We start from the raw sequence: 21,604 nt of genomic DNA, 5'->3' as shown, positions 1-21,604 counted from the left end.
TTGATACTATGAATATTAGATTGTGTAATAAAAATGAAACTAATCAAGTAAAAGATATTTGGAAATACTGTTTTAATGATAGTGATGAGTATGTAGATTTTTACTTTAAGTATAAGTTTAATCCCCAAAATACAATCGTTCTGGAAGATGAAGCTAGTGTAATATCCTCTCTTCATCTCAATCAACACAAGATAAATTTAAATTTTAGAGAATATGAAGCTTCATATGTAGTGGGAGTATCAACTCTTCCAGAAGCTAGGGGAATTGGTAAGATGAATGAGCTTATGAATAGCTCACTTAGACATATGTACAACTTAAATCAATCAGTATCAATACTTATGCCAATTGATTTTAGACTATATACAAAATATGGTTATGAAAATTGTTATGATATGTTGCTGCAAAAGTTGAGCATATATGATCTAAAAAAATTTAAGACAGATGGAGAATTTAAAAGGGCAGAAAGTCCAAGCGATTTAAAAGAAGTTTATAGTTATGCGGTGTCTAGATATAATGGATATGCAATAAGAGATGAGAAGTACTTTGAAGAGTATATAAAAGAAATGATTGCAGAGGCAGGATATATATATATAAATTATAGAGAGAAGGTTCCTGTTGGATATATAGTTTATTCAATTGAAGGAGAAGACTTTATAGTGAGAGAGTGTTATTATAAGGATATAATTTCTTATAAATCTATGCTTAAGTTTATATTTAATCACAATACACAGTGTAAGAATGTAATAATTAACTCAGCAATGGATGATCCATTGAGATTTATGCTTGATAATCCTAGAGAGTCATCATTTGAAATAAAACCATTTATGATGGCTAGAATAATTAATTTTTCGAAATTAATAGATGAATTAGACATTACAATGCTTGATTCAGAACTTGAAGATGGCGAGGAAATACTGATAGCTATAAAAGATGGACAAATAGAAGAAAATGATGGCGTATTTAAATTATATGCGAAAGATAGGAAGTTAAAGGCAGAAAAAATCTCTGAATTAAAGGATAAAACAGATGATTTAGATGTTTTTACAATAAATGAACTTACTAGTATATGTTTTTCTTATCATAGTATAGATGAAATAGACCATATTAGGGAAGAAAAGCTAAACAATATAATTGCTATTAGAGATATTTTCTCTAATATAAAAAATGATCTTTGTATAAACCATATAAATGAATATGTTTAAATATAAAAATAAGTGCAGATAATCTGCACTTATTTTATTTTTTGACTATATTATAGTAAAGAATTAATTTATTATGTCTAACAGTTGAAAGGATTATTTATTAAGATTGTATGGTGAAATAAGATGAAATTTAGAAGAGCAGGAATAGTAGTTTTATTATTTTCCTTGATATGGAGTGTATATAAGATCAATACAGAAAAAAGTCCTCAAATCAATTCTAAGCCTTGTGTAATTGAGGGGAGGGTAAGTAACATAACAAGATCAAAGAAATGCAAACAGTACTATATGGGAAGTTATTTGGCGAGTGATATGTCATCTAAAGATAGAAATATTATGATTGGTGACAAAGTAAGGGTATTTGGGAAATTAAATGATCTAGATAATTTTTATATAGGAGACTTCAATTATGGTCTTCACTTAAAAAGCAAGGGGATAAGTCACAACATAAAAGTAGAAAAAATAGAGATTATAGGAAAAGATAGGCTATATAGTGTTTTGGGAGCATTTAAAGAAGGATTTTTACAAACAAATAATTACCTCTATAAAGAAAATGCAGACTTTTTAAATGCCATAACAATAGGTGTAAAAGATAATTTAAGTAAGGATATAAGAGATATATTTTCTGATTCAGGCAGTAGCCATATAATGGCGATTTCAGGACTTCATATATCAATTATACTTTCTATGCTTATATTTTTATTTGGAAGCATAAGAAATATTAAAACTATTTTAATAATAGCTGGGATACTTTTTCTATATAGTTTATTGCTAGGAGGAGGAGCTTCTATATATAGGGCAATAGAATTAAGCATACTATCTATGATGGCATTTTTGATTGATGAAAGAGTAGATGTTATTAATCTAATAAGTATTATTGCGAGCTTAATGATAATAGAAAATCCATATATTATATATAACCCATCATTTGAATTAAGCTTTTTAGCAGTTTTATCAATTTTTATATTTAATAAGTATATAAAGAAATATGTATACTTAAATATTCTTTCAGTAACAATATCTTCAAATATACTAACTCTGCCCATAGTAGCTTATTTGTTCAAAGAAGTTTCTACAGTATCTATAATTGGAAATATTGCAGTAATACCATTTATTGGAATAATAATATTTTTAGATTTTTTATCGGTATTATTTTACTTTATATTTAGTCCATTGGGATTGATGCTTGCTTTTTTAAATTCATCAATAATAGAAGCAGTTCTATTTCTATTGAAAAAAATTGCTAACTTCGGCGTAAATAATATTATATTTAAAAATATAACATTGAAGCAGATATGCTTGTATTATGTATTTATATTTTTGTTTTCGATTCTTTTAGAAATTTATATGATAAGGAAAAATAAAATATAAAAATAATTGTAAAGGATAAAAAGGTTTTTAAAAATTAAAGTAACTATAAACTAAAAAATAGTTTCCAAAAATAAAGCAATAAAAATCTTGCAAAGATCAAAGTAATTGTAAACTATAAAAGTCTTCTAAAAAGAAAAGCAATATAAACGATAAAAATCTTAAAAAAGTAAAAGTAGTTATAAAGTATAAAAATCTTCTAAGAAGCAAAATTAAGATAAAGGAAAAAGAGAATTATAGAAAAATAAAAAATCAAGTAATATAAATGTATTATTATATAAAAAAAAGATAGTTAATTCCTAATCTTTAAACTTTTTACCTATGAGAAGCTTTTCATTGTATTTTTTATAAAAAGACAGTTAATCTATGATATAATAATAGGGAAACTCTAAATATGGAGGAATATTATGGAAAGAAAAAAATTGCTGTCAAATCTTGAAAATAGAAATATTGAGCAGATTTATTTGATATATGGGAAGGAAAGCTTCCTTATAGAGGAAATACAGGAAAAATTTAAAACATTAGTAGATGAAGCTATGATGGATTTTAATCTTAGTGTCCTAGATGGTAAGGAAACAAATCTTGAAGAATTTAGATCTTCTGTAGAAACACTTCCATTTATGGATGAAAAAAGATATATAATTGTAAAGGATTTTGAACTTTTAAAAGGTAAAAAGAAAAACTTTAATGATTCTGATGAAAAAGAATTGGTGAAGATTTTGGAAAATATATCTGATACAACAGTACTTGTTTTTATAACACATGGAGAAGTAGATAAAAGAAAAGCCATATATAAGTCAATCAATAAACGTGGTGTAGTTTGTGAAATGAAAAAGCTAGATGATATGTCGCTTTTAAATTGGTGCAAGCTTCAATTTTCAAATAGAAATGTAAGTATAAGTAACTCAGATATCACCTACTTTATAGAGGCAACTGGCTATAGGGATAGAACATCTGAAATGACCCTTGGAGATGTTGAACAGGAAATTATAAAGCTATGTTCTTATGTTGATAATGATGAAGCGATAACAAAAGATATTATTAGAAACTTAATGAATTCTAGAGTTGAAAATGATATATTCCAACTTATTGATATGATAGGAAATAAAAATGCGAAAAGATCCTTTAAGATATTAAATGATATGATAGATAGCGGAGAGTCAATTCTCGGCGTATTTGCGATGCTCTCTAGGCAGTTCAACCACATAATACAGGTAAAGTATCTACAAGAGGATAAAATGCCTCAGGCAGTGATTAAAGATACTTTAAAAATGCATCCTTACACCTTTAATAAGGTTGTGAGACAGGCAAAAAATTATGATGAAAACGGAATTGTAAGTATCTTGAACTATATATCAGATTCTGATTACAAAATAAAGCAAGGATTGATGGAAGACCATTTGGCAGCGGAAATATTGATAGCAAAATATTGCAGATAAGTGATAAAAAATGAATATTTTACAAAAAACTACCCAATTTTTCATAAAAGATAATTTATGTTTAAGTTAGGTAGTTTTATTTGTAGATAAAAATAAATTAATTAGACAATTATTATGTTCAGCTTATGAAATTTTATATCTGTCTTGTAAATTACCGTAATTTCTTATTAATTTAGAATAAATTATGGTTTTAGATTTAATATAAAAGTGTATATTTATAAATAAAAGTGAAAAGTTTATAGATTTTTTATAAGAATGGTGAAGGATCTTGTAACTAATGATGGTTTATTTGGATGCTTAAATATAAAAATATTGAAGTATATACTTTTATATTTTCAGGGAAAGTTATTAGAGAATAGTAAATTATTGAAAATTAAATAAAAGAATTAGGTTTTAGATAGTATGTTTAGATTGAGTTTTATACTTTTGAAAACTAAAAAAGATAAGCCTTCCCACTGGAAAGCTCATCTTTTATCTAGTATTTTCAAACGTTTGACACACAAGATATAATCTATATATTGCGTAGTCACAATTATAAATGATACCCGTCGATATCAAATTGTCCCGCATAATTAAGCGTTCATAGAGTTAAGCTTATTAGCAAGCTTAGATACCTTTCTATCAGCAGCATTCTTATGCATAGTTCCCTTAGATGCAACCTGATAGATTCTCTTCTGAGCTGCTCTGAAGTTAGCTAAAGCTTCATCCTTATTTCCAGAAGCTACGGCCTCATCAAATCTTCTTATAGCAGTCTTTATCTGAGATTTTCTAACTCTATTTAAAGCAGTCTTCTTTTCAATAACACCGATTCTTTTCTTTGCAGATTTAATATTTGCCACGTAATTCACCTCCCTGTCGTAAATCTAAATTCATAATCAACATACATAATTTTAACAGAACTAAAAGTAAAAATCAAGGAAAAAAACAATTTTTAATAAAAAAATTAATAATTGTATTTCTATTATTTACGTTGACGGAGTTTTAAAGTAGAATATATATTGAATACTTATGTAAATTTGAAAAGGAGTAGTTAAAATGGGAAATAGACAAAGTAAAACTAGGAATTTTAGTATTATTGCTCATATAGATCATGGTAAATCGACTCTTGCTGATAGATTGATTCAGAATACTGGATTAGTAGCTGATAGAGATATGAAATCACAGCTATTAGATAATATGGATCTGGAGAGAGAAAGAGGCATCACGATAAAGTTGCAAAATGTAAGATTACATTATAAGGCAAAAGATGGTGAGGTGTACAATTTAAATCTAATAGATACACCAGGTCATGTTGACTTTAACTATGAGGTATCTAGAAGTTTGGCTGCCTGTGAGGGAGCTTTACTAGTTGTAGATGCTGCTCAGGGAGTAGAGGCACAGACACTGGCAAATGTATATCTAGCCCTTGAACAAGATTTAGAAATTTTACCAGTAATAAACAAAATCGACTTGCCTAGTGCAAGACCAGACTTTGTAAAAAATGAAATAGAAGATCTTATAGGAATAGATAGTGCTGAAGCGCCTATGATTTCAGCTAAAAATGGAATAAATATTGAAGCTGTATTAGAAGATATTGTAAAGAATGTACCAGCACCAACAGGGGATTCTAGTGGACCATTAAAGGCTTTGATATTTGACTCTTACTATGATGCCTATAAGGGTGTTGTAGCTTATGTTAGAGTATTTGAAGGTACTGTTAAAAAGGGTATGATAATAGAAATGATGAACAGTAAGAAGCAGTTTGAAGTAACTGAAGTGGGTGTTATGGCGCCGAATCCAACAGTTCTTGACGATCTTACAGCAGGCGATGTTGGATATATTGCAGCAAGTATAAAAGACATTAGAAGTTGTAGAGTGGGAGATACTATTACAGATGCTGAGAATAGAACAGATTCAGCTCTTCCAGGCTATAAAAAAGCCACACCAATGGTTTATTGTGGTATATATCCAGGAGAAGGGGAAAAGTATGAAAATGTTAGAGATGCACTAGAAAAGCTTCAGATAAATGATGCTGCTCTAGAGTTTGAATCTGAATCTTCTGCTGCCCTAGGTTTTGGTTTTAGATGTGGATTCTTAGGTCTTCTTCATATGGAAATTATTCAGGAAAGACTTGAAAGAGAGTTTGATTTAAATATAATTACAACAGCACCATCAGTTATATACAAGGTAACAAAATTAGATGGTGAAAAAGTAATGATACAAAATCCAGCCAATCTACCTGATCCAACTGAGATACTTACAATAGAAGAGCCTATAGTCAACAGTGATATTATTGTTCCAAAGGACTATGTTGGTGTTGTAATGGAGCTATGTCAGGAAAGACGTGGAAATATGAAGAATATGGAATATATGGATGATACTAGAGTAATGCTACACTATGAGCTTCCTCTAAATGAAGTAATATATGATTTCTTTGATGCTCTAAAGTCTAGAACAAGAGGTTATGGCTCTATAGACTACGAAATAAAGGGTTATACAGTATCTGATTTAGTAAAAATGGATATACTAATAAATAAAGAGCAGGTCGATGCACTTAGCTTTATAATACATGAAAGCAGAGCTTATGTAAGAGGTAAGGCAATGTGTGAAAAATTGAAAGAAGAAATACCTAGACATCAGTTCCCAGTACCTATTCAGGCTGCTGTTGGAAACAAGATAATTGCAAGAGAAACTGTTGCAGCTTATAGAAAAGACGTTCTTGCAAAATGTTATGGTGGAGATATTTCAAGAAAGAGAAAGCTTCTTGAAAAGCAGAAGGAAGGTAAGAAGAGAATGCGTCAGATTGGTAATGTTGAAGTACCACAGAAAGCATTCATGTCAGTTCTTAAGTTGGATGACTAAAGAAGGTGTTTAATTGAACTATATAGATAAAAAAGAACTTGCTCTGGAAATTGATTCTGGAGCAAGCCTTATAATAGAAGCACTAGAAAATCATGGATTTGAAGCTTTTATAGTGGGTGGTTGTGTGAGAGATTCTATAATGAAAAGAAAACCGAACGATTGGGATATTACTACAAATGCAAGGCCAAAAGATATGATGAAAATCTTTAAAAAAACCATTCCAACTGGAGTAGAGCATGGTACTGTAACTATAATTGAAAATAATGTAGCATATGAAGCTACTACATATAGAATTGATGGTCAGTATCTGGATATGAGACATCCAGAAGAAGTGAAGTTTAGTAAGAATATAATAGACGATCTCTCCAGAAGAGATTTTACTATAAATGCTATGGCATATAATCAAAAATCAGGGCTAATAGACAGTTTCGATGGTATTAAAGATATAGAAAAAAAGCTTATTCGTTGTGTTGGTGACCCTGATCAAAGATTCAATGAAGATGCTCTAAGAATGGTTAGGGCAATCAGATTTTCTGCAAAATTGGGATTTGAAATTGAAGAGAAAACTTTTAATTCTATCTTGAAAAACTCCAAAAATATAGAAAATATTTCTGTTGAAAGAATTAATAGAGAATTAGAAGAAATTATAGAATACAATCCTTTAAAGCTAGAAAATTTTAATATGATAAATCTTTCGGATTATTTATTTGGAGGAAAGTCCTTAGAGATGAATAATATTGAAAATGCATATAATGTAGAAAGTTTTATCAATAAAGAAAAAACTTGTAAGTATCTAGATAGTGATAATGAAGAAAAAAAATATAAACAAGCCTTAAAAAGAGCTCTTATATTTGAAGATAGATCTAAAGAAGAATTAAGTAAAATAATGAGAAGTTTAAGGTATTCAAAAAAAGAAATAGAGTATACTATAGCAATACATTCTATACTAAAGGACGAAAAATATGAATTATTAACTGAGAATAGCAAGGATTATAGTCATAAAAAACTATTATTAAAGTACATTTTGCGTGATTTAAAGAATATATATCTTGTAAAGTATGCAATATATTCAAAGTTTATTGAAAAAAATGCAAATCCTTCTATCTGTTTTAGTCTATTTAATGATATAATAGAATCAGGAGAATGTTTTTCTATTTCTCAATTGAAGTTAAACGGAAGAGATATTATAAAAAATGATATTGCAAGTGGAGCCCAAGTAGGAAAAATACTTAGTGGGCTACTTGAGCATGTGATACACAATCCGGGTGACAATGAGAAGGACAAGCTTTTGAGTTTGGCCAGAAAAGCATAGAATTACGAAAATTTGGAGGTAAATTTATGGACTATAAGTCATTAATTGTGAATGGAAGATCAGTAAGACATTTTAAAGAAACAGCAGTTGATGCAGCTAAGATATCAGAGCTTCAAGCTTTTATAGCTGATTGTAAGAAGTTAGTGCCATCTATAGCAATTGAAGCAAAATTCTTTGCTGGAGATGATACTTACAAGAGATTATACGGAATAGCTGGTTATCAGGGAGTGATGATAGAAGCTCCTAACTACCTAGTACTACTTTCTGAAGATAAGCCACAACATCTTGAAAACGCAGGGTATGTAGGCGAAAGAGCAATATTAAAGGCTAGAGATTTAGGATTAGATAGCTGTTGGATATCATATTCAGATAGAGATATGGTAAAGACAGTTTTAAATCTTGACACTGATATGGAAGTAGTAGCTCTTATAGCTCTAGGATATGCTAGTTCAACTAAGAAGGTTGAAGGAATAGCAAAAACAGGAGATAACTATTCTCAGGCAGAAATGTCTGTTAAAAAAATGGGATCAAACTCTGAGAGAATCTCTTTAGAAGAAATGGTATATATAGATAAGTGGGGAAATTCTGCTACATCTGAAATACTAGAAGAAAGAGCTCTATTAGATGCATTCTCATATGCAAGAATGGCTCCTTCAGCTCTTAATAAGCAACCATGGAGATTTATAGTTGATGGAGGTCGTGTAATATTAGCGATAGACAATGAAAACTATAGTGGTAGTTATTTAAATAAAATAGATGCTGGTATAATAATGTTATACTTTGGTGTTATTTTAGACATAACTATGTTTGATTCTAAGTGGGGATTTGACAACTTAGATAATGACTATGGCATACCATCTAACTATAAGGTAGTAGGATACTGTAATATATAATAAGAAATCAGAATAATAAAGAATAATTTATTGTTTTGAAGATATATTTATTTTATAATATCTAAAGATATTATAATTATTTAGACAGTTTTTATAAATAAAAGTGAATAATCAAGTATACTAATAGAGCTATTGATAGTTATTTCTGTCAATAGCTCTATATATTTTTTAAAAAATATTTCATTAATGCTTGATTTTTACTTAAATACGGTATAAAAAGGTATAGAGATATAAAATTAGGAGGTAAATTATGGAAAGTAAAGGTCTATATATACATATACCTTTCTGTGTACAAAAGTGTAAATACTGCGATTTTACTTCATACGTAGCAGATGGGAATGAAAAAGATAAATATTTAGATTCTTTGGAAAAAGAATTAAAAATGTACAAGCTAAATCAGGAAGAAATAAGTACAATATTTATTGGAGGTGGGACTCCAACTATTTTGAATAAGACCCAGTTAAAAAGATTATTTAAGATGATAGAAGATAATGTTGATCTAAAAAAGCTTGAAGAATACAGCATAGAAGCAAATCCTGGAACATTATCAATTGAAAAGCTAAAGATAATGAAAGATGCTGGTGTAAATAGGCTTAGTATAGGTCTTCAGGCGGTTCAAGACAAGCATTTATTATTTATGGGAAGAATTCATAACCTTAAGCAATTTGAAGAGAGTTTCTATAATGCTAGAGAAGTAGGTTTTGATAATATAAATATAGATGTAATATTTGCATTTGATACTCAAAGCTTAGAAGATTGGAAGGAAACCATAGATTATGTAGCAGAAATAAAGCCAGAACATATATCTGCATACTCATTGATAATAGAAGAGGGTACAGATTTTTTTGAGATGTATGAAAAAGGAGAGTTAAAAGATATAGATGAAGAAAAATATTTAGATATGTATAGGTATACTGTTGAAAAATTAAAGAAGTATGGATTTTATCAATATGAGATATCGAATTTTTGTAATGTTGGATACGAGTGTAAACACAACATAAAATACTGGAATTGCGATGAGTATTTTGGAGTTGGAGTTGGAGCTTCAGGATATATAAATAATGAAAGATATACAAATGTAAAGACACTAAATGACTACTCTAAAGCTACCAATAGCAACGTTTTCCCAATAGAATCTAAGGAGGTGTTGGACTTCAAAGAACATTTCAATGAAAAAATAATGTTGGGATTGAGAATGAATTCTGGAATAAATTTATCACTTATAGATAAAATCAATAATCAAGAGTTAGAAAAATGTATAATAAAAAGTATTGAAAATTATCAGAAAAAGGGATATATTGAAAAGTGTAAGGACAATACGATAAAACTTACACAATCTGGACGTGAAATATCAAATTCAATAATAGTGGATTTGATGCTATAAAAGTTAAAAAAACTTTTAAAAAATAAGTCTTGATTTTTTGATAGAAGATGTTGTACAATTATCTTACAGATGTACTTGCTAATTGTATAAAAGTTAGACAACTAATAATTAAATATGCGGATGAAGATTCTATGAGAGAGCAATTGCCACCGAAGGGACAAGTAACATTTCCGTCAAGAATGTTATGAATTTCTCAGGTAAAGGAAGTAGAATTGGACGTATCTCTGAAGGTGAATAATATGACAGGGGAATAAAGGACAACTTTATTTCCCTTTTTTATATTCAAATTTAGTTGGATGTCTAACAGTTTATAAATGCATAATATAGAATTTCCTCTACAAGTTGATCTATTTAAAGTTATACGTGATGGGTCAGGAAAACATTTATTCCAAGGAGAGGAACTATTATCTCGCAAAAATTGATATATGAAAGGTGATTTAGATGCTTTTAATTACTAATAATGAAAAATTTCTTGAATCGGAAGAATTTCTAACATCAAACAAGATAGAGCTTAAATTTTTAGATAATAAAGATTATATAGGTGTTTTAGAATATTCGAGAAATTTAATACACGAAGGCTATGAATTGCTTACTCATCCATTGTATGGAAGTGTTAAACCTAATGAAACAATATATAGAACTTTGATTCTAAAAGCAGGCAAGGAACTGGATTTTAATTCGTTAAGTTTAATTGAAGACGCAATTGAAACTGCAAATAAGTTTAAAAAAAATAAAATCACTCCTTTATGGACAGAAAGTGTAAAAGATGATTTTAGAGTAATTGACTATGATCTAATGAGTAAAACTATTTATAGAATACTTAATTAGAAAAATATATTCAAGATAAGAAAAATAGATTTAGCCGATTATTACTTATCTTTTTGGAATGACTTAAGTTAATCAATTAACATTAAAATGTGTGGAGGTAGAAATGGAAAATATTTATGATTTAATAATTATTGGTGGGGGTCCAGCAGGCCTATCAGCAGGTTTATATGGTGCTAGAGGAAAACTTAAAACTCTTATCCTAGAAAAACAAAAAAATGGTGGTCAGATAGTAATCACTCATCAGGTTGATAACTATCCAGGATCAGTTGAAAATGCAACAGGTCCATCACTTACAGCAAGAATGGTAGAACAAGCTAAGGCTTTTGGATGTGAAATCGAAAGAGGAGATGTTACATCTTTTGACTTTGATGGTGATATAAAAATTTTAAAGACAGCTGACAAGGAATATAAGACAAGATCAGTAATTATTGCAACTGGAGCTAACCCAAGAAAGATGAATTGCCCAGGTGAAGATTCACTAATTGGTAAGGGAGTTTCTTACTGTGCAACTTGTGACGCAGACTTCTTTGAAGACTTTGAAGTATTCGTTATAGGTGGTGGAGATAGTGCAATAGAAGAAGCGCAGTATCTAACTAAGTTTGCAAGAAAGGTTACTATAGTACATAGAAGACAAGGATTTAGATGTGCACCTACTGCACTTGACAGAGCAAAAGAAAATCCAAAGATAGACTTTTTACTAGATACAGTAGTTGAAGAAGTAAAGGGTGATGGAATACTTGAGTCTATAGTATTTAAGAACAAGATCACAGGTGAAATAACAGAGCATTTTGCTGATGAAGAAGACGGTACTTTTGGATGTTTCGTATTTATAGGATATGTTCCAGAAACTCATCTTTATAGAGATGTAATAGAATGTGATGATGCCGGATACTTTATGGCAAAGGAAAGCACAGAAACTAATATACCAGGTGTATTTGTTGCAGGTGATTGTAGAGAAAAGCCAGTAAGACAGGTAGTTACAGCTACTAGCGATGGAGCAGTTGCAGCAGTAATGGCAGAAAGATATATAGCAGAAAAATTCAACTAATTGAATTTGGAAAAGGTCAATTATTGTAAGAAAAATAATCAGAGTGAAAGATTCCATCAATTTGAAGGAACTTTACATAAATTAAAATAAAAATAGGAGGTTGTTGAAATGATCGAATTAACAAAGGCAAACTTTGAAGAAGAAGTATTACAGGGCGAAGGATATATATTCGTTGACTTCTGGAGCGAGGGTTGTGAACCTTGCAAAGCATTAATGCCAGATGTGCATAAATTAGCTGAACAGTATGGTGATAAGATTAAATTCTGTTCAATGGATATAACAAAGGCTAGAAGACTTGCAATCAAGCAGAAGGTACTTGGACTACCTACAATGACTATATATAAAGATGGCGAAAAGGTTGAAGAAATAACAAAAGATGATGCTAATATAGCAAACATTGAAGCCATGATAAAGAAGTTTTACTAAAATTAAATAGTTTATCCACTTAGTTAAATAGGTATTGCATCTGCTTATTTAATGATTATTAAATAATTGACATCAGACAAGGATTGGATATCAATCCTTGAGCTGAGTCAAGAATAATAGTAGATAAATTGTTTATTTTATATTAATCAAGTTTATTATATTAAATTATTTTTTATAGGAGGTAACCTATGCGTCTTGAAATAGGCAAAATCTTCATTAAAGACATCCAGTTTTCAGATGTTACGAAGATAGAAAAAGGTGTTTTATTTGTAAACAAGGAAGAATTGATCAACGCAATATGGGATGATGAACATCTTGCATCTGTTGATCTAGATATCGCTAGACCTGGTGAAAGTGTAAGAATAACACCAGTTAAGGATGTAATCGAGCCAAGAGTAAAGGTTGAAGGTAAGGGTGGAATATTCCCAGGAATACTTTCAAAGGTAGAAACTGTTGGTGAAGGTAGAACTCACGTACTTAAGGGAATGGCAGTTGTAACAACTGGTAAGATAGTTGGTTTCCAGGAAGGTATTATAGATATGACTGGACTAGGAGCTAAGTATACTCCATTTTCTAAGACAGTAAACCTAGTGGTAATAGCTGAACCTGCTGAGGGTGTTAAGCAACATGAACATGAAAAGGCTGTTAGATTCTTAGGATTTAAGGCTGCTCAATATCTTGGAGAATTAGCAAGAGACTTAGAGGCTGAAGAAGTAAATACTTATGAAACTAAGCCATTATTAGAGCAAATCGCTCAATATCCAGAACTTCCAAAGGTTGGATATGTTTATATGTTACAGACTCAGGGACTTCTACATGATACTTATGTATATGGTGTAGACGCTAAGCAGATAGTTCCTACTATTTTATACCCAACAGAAATAATGGACGGTGCAATAGTATCAGGAAACTGTGTTTCTGCTTGTGATAAGAACCCTTCATATGTACATTTAAATAATGGTGTAATAGAAGAGTTATATGCTCAACATGGTAAGTCAATAAACTTCATGGGTGTAATAATAACTAATGAAAATGTTTATTTGGCTGATAAAGAAAGATCTTCTAACTGGTCTTCAAAGCTTTGTAAGTTCTTAGGATTAGATGCAGCTATTGTATCTCAGGAAGGATTTGGTAATCCAGATACTGACTTAATAATGAACTGCAAGAAGATAGAAAACCAAGGAATAAAAACTGTTATAGTAACAGATGAATACGCAGGTAGAGATGGTGCTTCTCAGTCACTAGCAGATGCAGACGCTAAGGCAGATGCAGTTGTTACAGGCGGAAATGCTAATGAATATGTAGTATTACCTAAGATGGATAGAGTAATAGGACATGTAGAATATGTAAACATCATTGCTGGTGGTAATGAACATTCATTAAGAGAAGATGGTTCTATTGAGTGTGAAATTCAGACTATAACTGGAGCAACTAATGAAACAGGATTTGGTTATCTATCTGCAAAGACATTCTAATTTAGATGACATATTAATTAATCTCAATAATTCATTCTTACATATAGTAAGAAGAATTTATACCATTTAAGTAAAGCAAAAAATTAAGATATGGATATATTATCCATAAAAAATAAAAAAATAAATTAAATTACAAAGGAGTAATCGTTATGACAACTTTACAGAATAAAAAAGTTATAATAATCGGTGACAGAGACGGTATACCAGGTCCTGCTATCGAAGAATGTGTTAAAACTGTTGACGGCGCAGAAGTAGTATTTTCATCTACAGAATGCTTCGTCTGAACAGCTGCTGGGGCTATGGACTTAGAAAATCAGAACAGAGTAAAAGACGCTGCCGAAAAATTCGGTAACGAAAATGTTGTGGTTTTACTAGGTGCCGCTGAAGCCGAAGCTGCAGGTCTTGCAGCTGAAACAGTAACAGCAGGAGATCCAACTTTTGCTGGACCACTAGCAGGTGTTGAGCTAGGATTAAGCGTATTCCACGTTGTAGAAGACGCTATGAAGGAACAATTCAATGAAGATGTTTATGAAGAACAAATAGGCATGATGGAAATGGTTCTAGATTGCGATGAAATAGCTGAAGAAATGTCAGAAATTAGAGACGAATTCTGCAAGTATTTATAGAATTCTAAATGGGAGGTAAAATAATGTCAAAGATTAGAGTAGTTCATTATATCAACCAATTCTTTGCAGGAATAGGTGGAGAAGAAAAGGCAGATGTTGAACCAAAGGTTATGGAAGAACTTCCTCCAGTAAGTAATCAATTACAGAAAAAATTGGGCGAAGATTTTGAAATAGTAGCTTCAGTTGTTTGTGGAGATAGCTACTTCAATGAAAATATAGATGAAGCAAGTGAAGAAGTATTAGAGATGATCAAGGGATTTGATCCACAGTTATTTATAGCTGGACCAGCATTTAATGCAGGTAGATACGGAGTTGCTTGTGGTACTATCACTAGTGTTGTAAAGAATGAATTAAACATACCTTGCTTAACAGGTATGTATATAGAAAATCCTGGTGCAGACATGTATAAGAAAGAGATATACATAGTAGAAACTTCAAATTCTGCAGCAGGTATGAGAAAGGCTCTACCAAAGATTGCAAAATTAGGTGCAAAGCTTGCTAAGGGCGAAGAAATAGGTTCTCCAGAAGAAGATGGATACATCGAAAAGGGTGTAAGAGTAAACTACTTTGCTGAAGATAGAGGATCTAAGAGAGCCGTTGATATGCTAATAAAGAAAATAAATGGCGAAGAATTCAAAACAGAATATCCAATGCCAAGTTTCGATAGAGTAGATCCAAACCCAGCGGTTAAAGATCTTTCTAAGTGTACAATAGCACTTTGCACATCAGGTGGTATAGTTCCAAAGGGTAACCCTGATAGAATAGAATCATCAAATGCTACTAAGTATGGTGAATATGATATTACAGGTGTAGAAGACTTAACTGAAGAAGGTTGGGAAACTGCACATGGTGGATATGACCCATCTTATGCAAATGAAGACTCTGATAGAGTTCTTCCTGTGGACGTATTAAGAGACCTTGAAAAAGAAGGCGTAATAGGAAAGTTATACAACAAGTTCTACACAACTGTTGGTAATGGTACTGCAGTTGCATCTTCTAAGGCATTTGCAGCAGAATATGCACAGAAGTTAATAGCTGATGGTGTGGATGCAGTTATATTAACTTCTACGTGAGGTACTTGTACTCGTTGCGGTGCAACGATGGTAAAGGAAATAGAAAGAGCTGGACTACCTGTAGTACATATGTGTACAGTTGTTCCTATTTCACTAACAGTTGGTGCTAATAGAATAGTTCCAACAATAGCTATACCTCATCCTCTTGGAAATCCTGCTTTAGAACATGAAGAAGAAAAGGCTCTAAGAAGAAAATTAGTTGAAAAAGCACTTGAAGCATTGACTACAGAAGTTGATGGACAGACTGTTTTTGAAGATTAATAAAAGATTATAGCTGTTAATAGTATTGGTACACTTAGCTTTTCTAGGTGTACCAATATTAATATATGAATATATTATTAAATTTGGAGGTAACATTATGTCATTCCCAGTATTCAGAGGAGCAGGATATGTTTTAGTACATACTCCTGACATGATAATCAAAAACGGTACTACTTGTACTGTTGAACAGGAAATTAACCCAGATTCTGAGTTTTTAAAAGAAATTGATAGCAAGATAAGAAGTTATGAAGAGGTAGTAAACTATCTTCCAAACCAAGTGTATATAGGAAATGTAAGACCAGAGTTCTTATCTGACAAGAAGCTTCCTTGGTGTAATATAGAGCACGAAGGTGAAAGACATGGTAAATTCGGCCAAATAGTTCCAGAAGATGAATTTCTAGCTTTAATGCAGATTTGTGATGCATTTGAGCTTGTAAAATTATCAGAAGAATTTGTAAATGGAATTAGACCAGTAATGGAAGAAAACTACAAAGAATTAGAAGGCTTCTTTAACCATTTAAAGGGTGAAGATATATCTGATGCACAGGAACTTTTGGATAACCACGTAGCAGAAGGATTATACTTTGAACATAAGTTAGTAGGTTATGTAAAAAGAGCTCATGATGTAGATGTAAATTTAAGTGCCCATACTATGCTTGAAAACTTGGTTGTTAAGGCATCTGGTGTTGTATCTGCTTTAGAATTACTTAGAAGTTCAGGCGTTCATAGAGAAGAAATAGACTATGTAATAGAATGCTCTGAAGAGGCTTGTGGAGATATGAATCAAAGAGGTGGAGGAAACTTTGCCAAGGCTATAGCTGAAATGGTTGGTCTAACTAATGCAAGTGGATCAGACACAAGAGGATTTTGTGCTGCTCCAGCTCATGCATTAATAAATGCAGCAGCTCTAGTAAAATCAGGAGTTCATAAGAATGTTATGGTAGTTGCTGGTGGTGCATCTGCAAAGCTTGGAATGAATGCAAAAGATCATCTTAAGAAGGGTCTTCCAGTATTAGAAGATGTTATAGGAGGATTTGCTGTATTAGTTTCAGAAAACGATGGTGTTCATCCAATTATTAGAACTGACTTAGTTGGTAAGCATACAGTAGGTACTGGATCAGCTCCTCAGGCTGTTATGACATCTCTTATTACTCAAGGATTAGATAAAGCGGGTCTAAAGATTCCTGATATAGATGTATACTCAGTAGAAATGCAAAACCCAGACATCACAAAGCCAGCTGGTGCAGGTAACGTTCCAGAGGCAAACTATAAAATGATAGGGGCTCTAGCAGCTACTAGAGGCGAAATAGAAAAGAAACAGTTAAAGAGCTTTATAGCTGAACATGGTCTACCAGGTTGGGCTCCAACTCAGGGACATATACCTTCAGGGGTTCCTTATGTAGGATTTATGATGGACGACTTAACTACAGGTGATAGAAATAGAGCTATGATAGTTGGTAAGGGTAGTTTATTCTTAGGAAGAATGACAAACTTATTTGACGGTATATCTTTTGTAGTTGAAAGAAACCCAGGCGTAGAAGAAGAAACATCTTCAATATCTAAGGATGAAATAAGAAAGATAATTGCAGAATCAATGAGAAATATTGCCCTAGATATGATAGAAGAATAGGGGGTGTAGATATGTCTAACAAATTAATATCTGATGCATTGTTAGAAGTTGCTGATGCTATAGAATCTGGCAACTTTGGAAAGAAAATTAAGGTAGGTTTAACTACACTTGGAAGTGAGCATGGAAGTGAAAACTTAATTCAAGGTGCTAGACTTGCCAGTAATGGTATGTTTGAAATAGTTCTAATCGGTAAGGGAGACGAGGACTTTAAGTCTTATGAAGTTGAAACTGAAGATGAAATGTATAAAAAAATGGAAGAATTATTAGATGCAAAAGAAATAGATGCTTGTGTTACTATGCATTATAATTTCCCAATAGGTGTATCAACAGTAGGTAGAGTAGTAGCTCCAGGAAGAGGTCGCGAGATGTTTTTGGCAACAACTACTGGTACATCTGCAACTGATAGAGTAGAAGCTATGACAAGAAATGCAATTTATGGTATAGCGACTGCAAAAGCTTGTGGAAAGAAAAAACCTACAGTAGGTATATTAAATCTTGACGGTGCCAGACAGGTTGAAAAGATTCTTATAAATTTAAAGGAAAATGGATATGACTTTGATTTTGCTGAATCTATGAGAGCTGATGGCGGTGCTGTTATGAGAGGTAATGATCTATTAATAGGAGTTCCAGATGTAATGGTAACAGATACTCTTACTGGTAACTTACTTATGAAGGTATTCTCTTCATTTAATACTGGTGGAGATTTTGAAGCTCAAGGATACGGATATGGACCAGGAATAGGTGAAGACTATGATAGAAGAGTTCTTATCTTATCAAGAGCAAGTGGTTCTCCAGTAGTTGCTAATGCCCTAAAGTATGCATATGATATAGTAAAGGGTGAAGTAAATGTAGTTGCTAGAGATGAATACAAAAAGGCTATTAAGTGTGGTCTAGACAAAGAAATAGAAGAATTAAAGGCTAAGAAAGCACCAAAGGAAGCTGTTGAAGAAGTAAAAGCTCCAGAAAAGGAAGTTGTTACTGAAGCTATCACAGGAGTAGATATACTAGATCTTGAAGATGCTGTAAAGTCACTATGGAAAGAATCAATATATGCAGAGAGTGGAATGGGATGTACTGGTCCTGTTGTAATGGTATCTGTTGCAAATGTTGATAAATCAATAGATGTATTAAGAAAGAATGATTTTGTAAAATAAAAATGCTTTTAGAAATGCCTTTTAAATAAATTGAAAAACAACCAATGAGCCCCCCAACAGTTTAAACTGTTGGGGGGTTTGTTTTTATATTTGAAAACAAATAATTTATAAGGATTAAATTCTATACTTTTACTTCAAAAAAATAGTAAGATAAATAATTATCTAATCTAAAAACTAGTAAAAAATATATTAATAAATGCTTTTTAATTGAAATAATCAAAAAAAAGTTTGAAAAATAATAAAAAGATTTCAGAAGATATAAAGCTTTCAAATGCTTGGAATATCAATCATTTAAGCTTAGACTTAAATGAGCATAAAAATAATAATAAAAAAATGTTAAAAAAATATTAAAAAAATGTTAAGAAAACAATTTCTTGGGTAAATATTAAACTATAAGGTAATATTAAATAAGACGTAATAAAAAAAGGTAATATTAAATAAGACGTAATAAAAAAATGGTCTTTTCTTAATATTACACAAAAAATAATTAACAAACAATTAATAAATTTATATTTAACTGGAGGAAGAATAATGAGTAAAATAATAGTAATAGGTGCAAATCATGGTGGAACAGCAGCAACAAGAACATTATTAGCAAACTATCCAAATGATGAGGTAGTGGTATATGACAAGAATAGTAATATATCATTCCTAGGATGTGGGATGGCTCTATGGATAGGTAATCAAATATCTAAGCCAGATGGTCTTTTCTATGCTTCAAAGGAAGAATTTGAAAAGCAAGGAGCTAAGGTTCATATGGAAGCTGAAGTTCATGATATAGACTTTGATAATAAGAAGGTATTTGTTAGATTAAAGGATGGAACAGAAATAGAAGATACTTATGATAAATTAATATTAGGTACAGGATCACTTCCAATAGTACCAAATATACCAGGTAAGGATTTAGAAAATGTTCAGCAGGTTAAGTTATTCCAAAACGCTCAAGAAGTAATAGAAAAGCTTCAGCATCCTGAAATCAAGAATGTTGTAGTTGTTGGTGCTGGATATATAGGTGTTGAGCTTGCAGAAGCATTTGAAAGACATCATAAAAACGTTACTATGGTAGATATAGCAGATACTTGCCTACCAGCTTACTATGATAAGCCATTTACTGAATTAATGAAGAATAATCTAGCAGACCATGGTATAAACTTAGAGTTTGGACAGGCTGTAAAGGAAATCAAGGGTACAAATGGTAAGGTAAGCTCAGTAGTAACAGATAAGAAGGAAATAGAAGCAGATATGGTTATCCTTTCTATAGGATTTAGACCAAACAATGCTTTAGGTAAAGATAAGTTAGAATTATTCAGAAATGGATCATATCTAGTAAACAAGAAGCAAGAAACTAGTGTTAAGGATGTATATGCTATTGGTGACTGTGCAACAGTATACGATAACTCAATAGACAATACAAACTACATTGCTTTAGCAACTAATGCTGTAAGAAGTGGTATTGTAGCAGCTCATAATGCTGGTGGAACTGAATTAGAATCTATAGGTGTACAGGGATCTAACGGTATCAATATATATGACCTAAAGATGGTATCAACAGGTATTACAGTAGCTAAGGCTGAAAAGTTAGGTTTAGATGTTGAATACACTGATTTTGAAGATACTCAAAAGCCTGGATTTATAGAAACTACTAACCCAGACGTTAAGATAAGAATAGTATATGACAAGAAGACTAGAGAAGTATTAGGTGCTCAGATGGCATCAGAATATGATATGTCAATGGGTATACATATGTTCTCATTAGCTATACAGGAAAAGGTGACAATAGAAAGATTGGCACTGTTGGATATATTCTTCCTTCCTCACTTTAACCAGCCATATAACTACATTACAATGGCTGCATTAAGTGCCAAGTAATAGTGTTTTCAAAGTGTCCAACTAGGTTTAAAACCTAGTTGGTAGCACTTTTTTTATTTAATCATTCTTATCATGTCCAGTAAGTTCATTTAATACATCTACGGCTTCAATAGATCGATCTTCATATAAATGTGCATAAACTTTAGCTGTAGTAGTTATATTTTTATGTCCTAACCTCTATCTAAATAAGAAATATAAAGTAATATTCCTAAGTTTTTTTCATTTATTTTAACTTTTTCTTTATAATCTTCTTCATCAAAATAAATTTCTTTATATTTACCACCATATACTTCAATATCTATGTCCTTAATATCATTTAATATGCCATTAATAAAGGTGCAGTCTTTACAAGGTATATAGCCAACGTGTATTTTATCAATAATAACTTTAATAGCATTTTTATCATATTTGTTACTTGGCTCAGGTATAAGCTCACAATTTCCGTAGTGTATTGCTGATAAAGGTATTTCATAAATTTTATCTCCCTCGTAATAATTCTCTTTAATATCACGTGTAGATAAACCATCATATTTTTCATAGTAGTCAAAGTTTCTTAAAAGACGTTTAATTTCTTTTTGTCTAAATGAAGTACCTGCAACTATAATTTTTACTTTATGACATTTGTGAATATTAAAATTCGGTTTTTTTTCTTCATATTTGAGAACTTTTTTAAAATTATAAAAATTATTATTTGATTCATGTGAAGTTAAATTAATAGAAGGTTCTACATCTGTATCTTTTTTTAATAGTTGATTTTTAAGTTGTTTTTCTTTTTCGT

18 protein-coding genes and 1 riboswitch are annotated in these 21,604 nt (G+C 31.1%); of the genes, 16 read left to right on the top strand and 2 right to left on the bottom strand.

Annotated elements, in window-relative coordinates:
* Positions 1-8 precede the first annotated feature (8 nt).
* The 3 genes from UF10_RS05210 (at position 9) to holA (ending at position 4,006) form a co-directional block, all read left to right on the top strand.
* Positions 9-1,202, top strand: coding sequence for a GNAT family N-acetyltransferase (locus tag UF10_RS05210; RefSeq protein WP_106776776.1), 1,194 nt, complete (start codon positions 9-11; stop codon positions 1,200-1,202).
* Between the two features lie 123 nt (positions 1,203-1,325).
* Entirely contained in the window at positions 1,326-2,570 is a 1,245-nt protein-coding gene (locus UF10_RS05205) for a ComEC/Rec2 family competence protein (RefSeq protein WP_106776775.1), read from the top strand.
* Between the two features lie 404 nt (positions 2,571-2,974).
* Positions 2,975-4,006, top strand: coding sequence for a DNA polymerase III subunit delta (holA, locus tag UF10_RS05200; protein WP_106776774.1), 1,032 nt, complete (start codon positions 2,975-2,977; stop codon positions 4,004-4,006).
* A 572-nt stretch (positions 4,007-4,578) separates the two neighbouring features.
* Here the strand turns inward: holA and rpsT are convergent.
* The gene (gene rpsT, locus UF10_RS05195) at positions 4,579-4,845 is read right to left on the bottom strand and encodes a 30S ribosomal protein S20 (protein ID WP_106776773.1); all 267 of its coding nucleotides are present in this window, start codon (positions 4,843-4,845) and stop codon (positions 4,579-4,581) included.
* Positions 4,846-5,041: 196 nt separating this feature from the next.
* Between rpsT and lepA the strand changes: the two genes are divergently transcribed.
* The 13 genes from lepA (at position 5,042) to nox (ending at position 20,826) form a co-directional block, all read left to right on the top strand.
* Positions 5,042-6,847 (top strand): translation elongation factor 4, encoded by a 1,806-nt coding sequence (gene lepA, locus UF10_RS05190; RefSeq protein WP_106776772.1) that lies wholly within the window; start codon positions 5,042-5,044, stop codon positions 6,845-6,847.
* A 13-nt stretch (positions 6,848-6,860) separates the two neighbouring features.
* A complete protein-coding gene (locus tag UF10_RS05185) occupies positions 6,861-8,159 on the top strand; it encodes a CCA tRNA nucleotidyltransferase (RefSeq protein WP_242969060.1) in 1,299 nt (432 codons plus the stop codon).
* Positions 8,160-8,185: 26 nt separating this feature from the next.
* Positions 8,186-9,052: a nitroreductase family protein gene (locus UF10_RS05180; protein WP_106776771.1), complete on the top strand. Its 867-nt coding sequence runs from the start codon at positions 8,186-8,188 to the stop codon at positions 9,050-9,052.
* Positions 9,053-9,302: 250 nt separating this feature from the next.
* Positions 9,303-10,436: a radical SAM family heme chaperone HemW gene (gene hemW, locus UF10_RS05175; protein WP_106776770.1), complete on the top strand. Its 1,134-nt coding sequence runs from the start codon at positions 9,303-9,305 to the stop codon at positions 10,434-10,436.
* 120 nt (positions 10,437-10,556) lie between these two features.
* Positions 10,557-10,655: riboswitch (glycine riboswitch) on the top strand.
* 222 nt (positions 10,656-10,877) lie between these two features.
* Positions 10,878-11,264 (top strand): GrdX family protein, encoded by a 387-nt coding sequence (locus UF10_RS05170; protein WP_106776769.1) that lies wholly within the window; start codon positions 10,878-10,880, stop codon positions 11,262-11,264.
* Between the two features lie 103 nt (positions 11,265-11,367).
* Positions 11,368-12,312, top strand: a complete 945-nt coding sequence (trxB, locus tag UF10_RS05165) for a thioredoxin-disulfide reductase (protein ID WP_106776768.1) — start codon at positions 11,368-11,370, stop codon at positions 12,310-12,312.
* Positions 12,313-12,420: 108 nt separating this feature from the next.
* Positions 12,421-12,738, top strand: coding sequence for a thioredoxin TrxA (gene trxA / locus UF10_RS05160; protein ID WP_106776767.1), 318 nt, complete (start codon positions 12,421-12,423; stop codon positions 12,736-12,738).
* Between the two features lie 188 nt (positions 12,739-12,926).
* A complete protein-coding gene (locus tag UF10_RS05155; protein WP_106776766.1) occupies positions 12,927-14,213 on the top strand; it encodes a glycine/sarcosine/betaine reductase component B subunit in 1,287 nt (428 codons plus the stop codon).
* Positions 14,214-14,362: 149 nt separating this feature from the next.
* Positions 14,363-14,839 carry a glycine/sarcosine/betaine reductase complex selenoprotein A gene (gene grdA / locus UF10_RS05150; RefSeq protein ID WP_106776765.1) on the top strand — a complete coding sequence of 159 codons (477 nt, stop codon included), beginning with the start codon at positions 14,363-14,365 and terminating at the stop codon, positions 14,837-14,839.
* Positions 14,840-14,862: 23 nt separating this feature from the next.
* Positions 14,863-16,173 carry a glycine reductase complex selenoprotein B gene (grdB, locus tag UF10_RS05145; protein WP_106776764.1) on the top strand — a complete coding sequence of 437 codons (1,311 nt, stop codon included), beginning with the start codon at positions 14,863-14,865 and terminating at the stop codon, positions 16,171-16,173.
* Between the two features lie 97 nt (positions 16,174-16,270).
* Positions 16,271-17,803: a glycine/sarcosine/betaine reductase complex component C subunit beta gene (gene grdC / locus UF10_RS05140; RefSeq protein WP_106776763.1), complete on the top strand. Its 1,533-nt coding sequence runs from the start codon at positions 16,271-16,273 to the stop codon at positions 17,801-17,803.
* 11 nt (positions 17,804-17,814) lie between these two features.
* Positions 17,815-18,957, top strand: coding sequence for a glycine/sarcosine/betaine reductase complex component C subunit alpha (gene grdD, locus UF10_RS05135; RefSeq protein ID WP_106776762.1), 1,143 nt, complete (start codon positions 17,815-17,817; stop codon positions 18,955-18,957).
* A 531-nt stretch (positions 18,958-19,488) separates the two neighbouring features.
* Entirely contained in the window at positions 19,489-20,826 is a 1,338-nt protein-coding gene (nox, locus tag UF10_RS05130; RefSeq protein ID WP_106776761.1) for a H2O-forming NADH oxidase, read from the top strand.
* A 170-nt stretch (positions 20,827-20,996) separates the two neighbouring features.
* On the opposite strand, the gene UF10_RS09235 is transcribed toward nox, so the two are convergent.
* Positions 20,997-21,604, bottom strand: a 608-nt coding sequence (locus UF10_RS09235) for an HIRAN domain-containing protein (protein ID WP_207654576.1), incomplete at its 5' end; no start/stop codon positions are given.

This window comes from Peptostreptococcus russellii (assembly GCF_003012055.1).
Lineage (GTDB): Bacteria > Bacillota > Clostridia > Peptostreptococcales > Peptostreptococcaceae > Peptostreptococcus > Peptostreptococcus russellii.
Note: the sequence above shows the minus strand (reverse complement) of the source record. Positions and strands in the feature narration are given on the sequence as shown.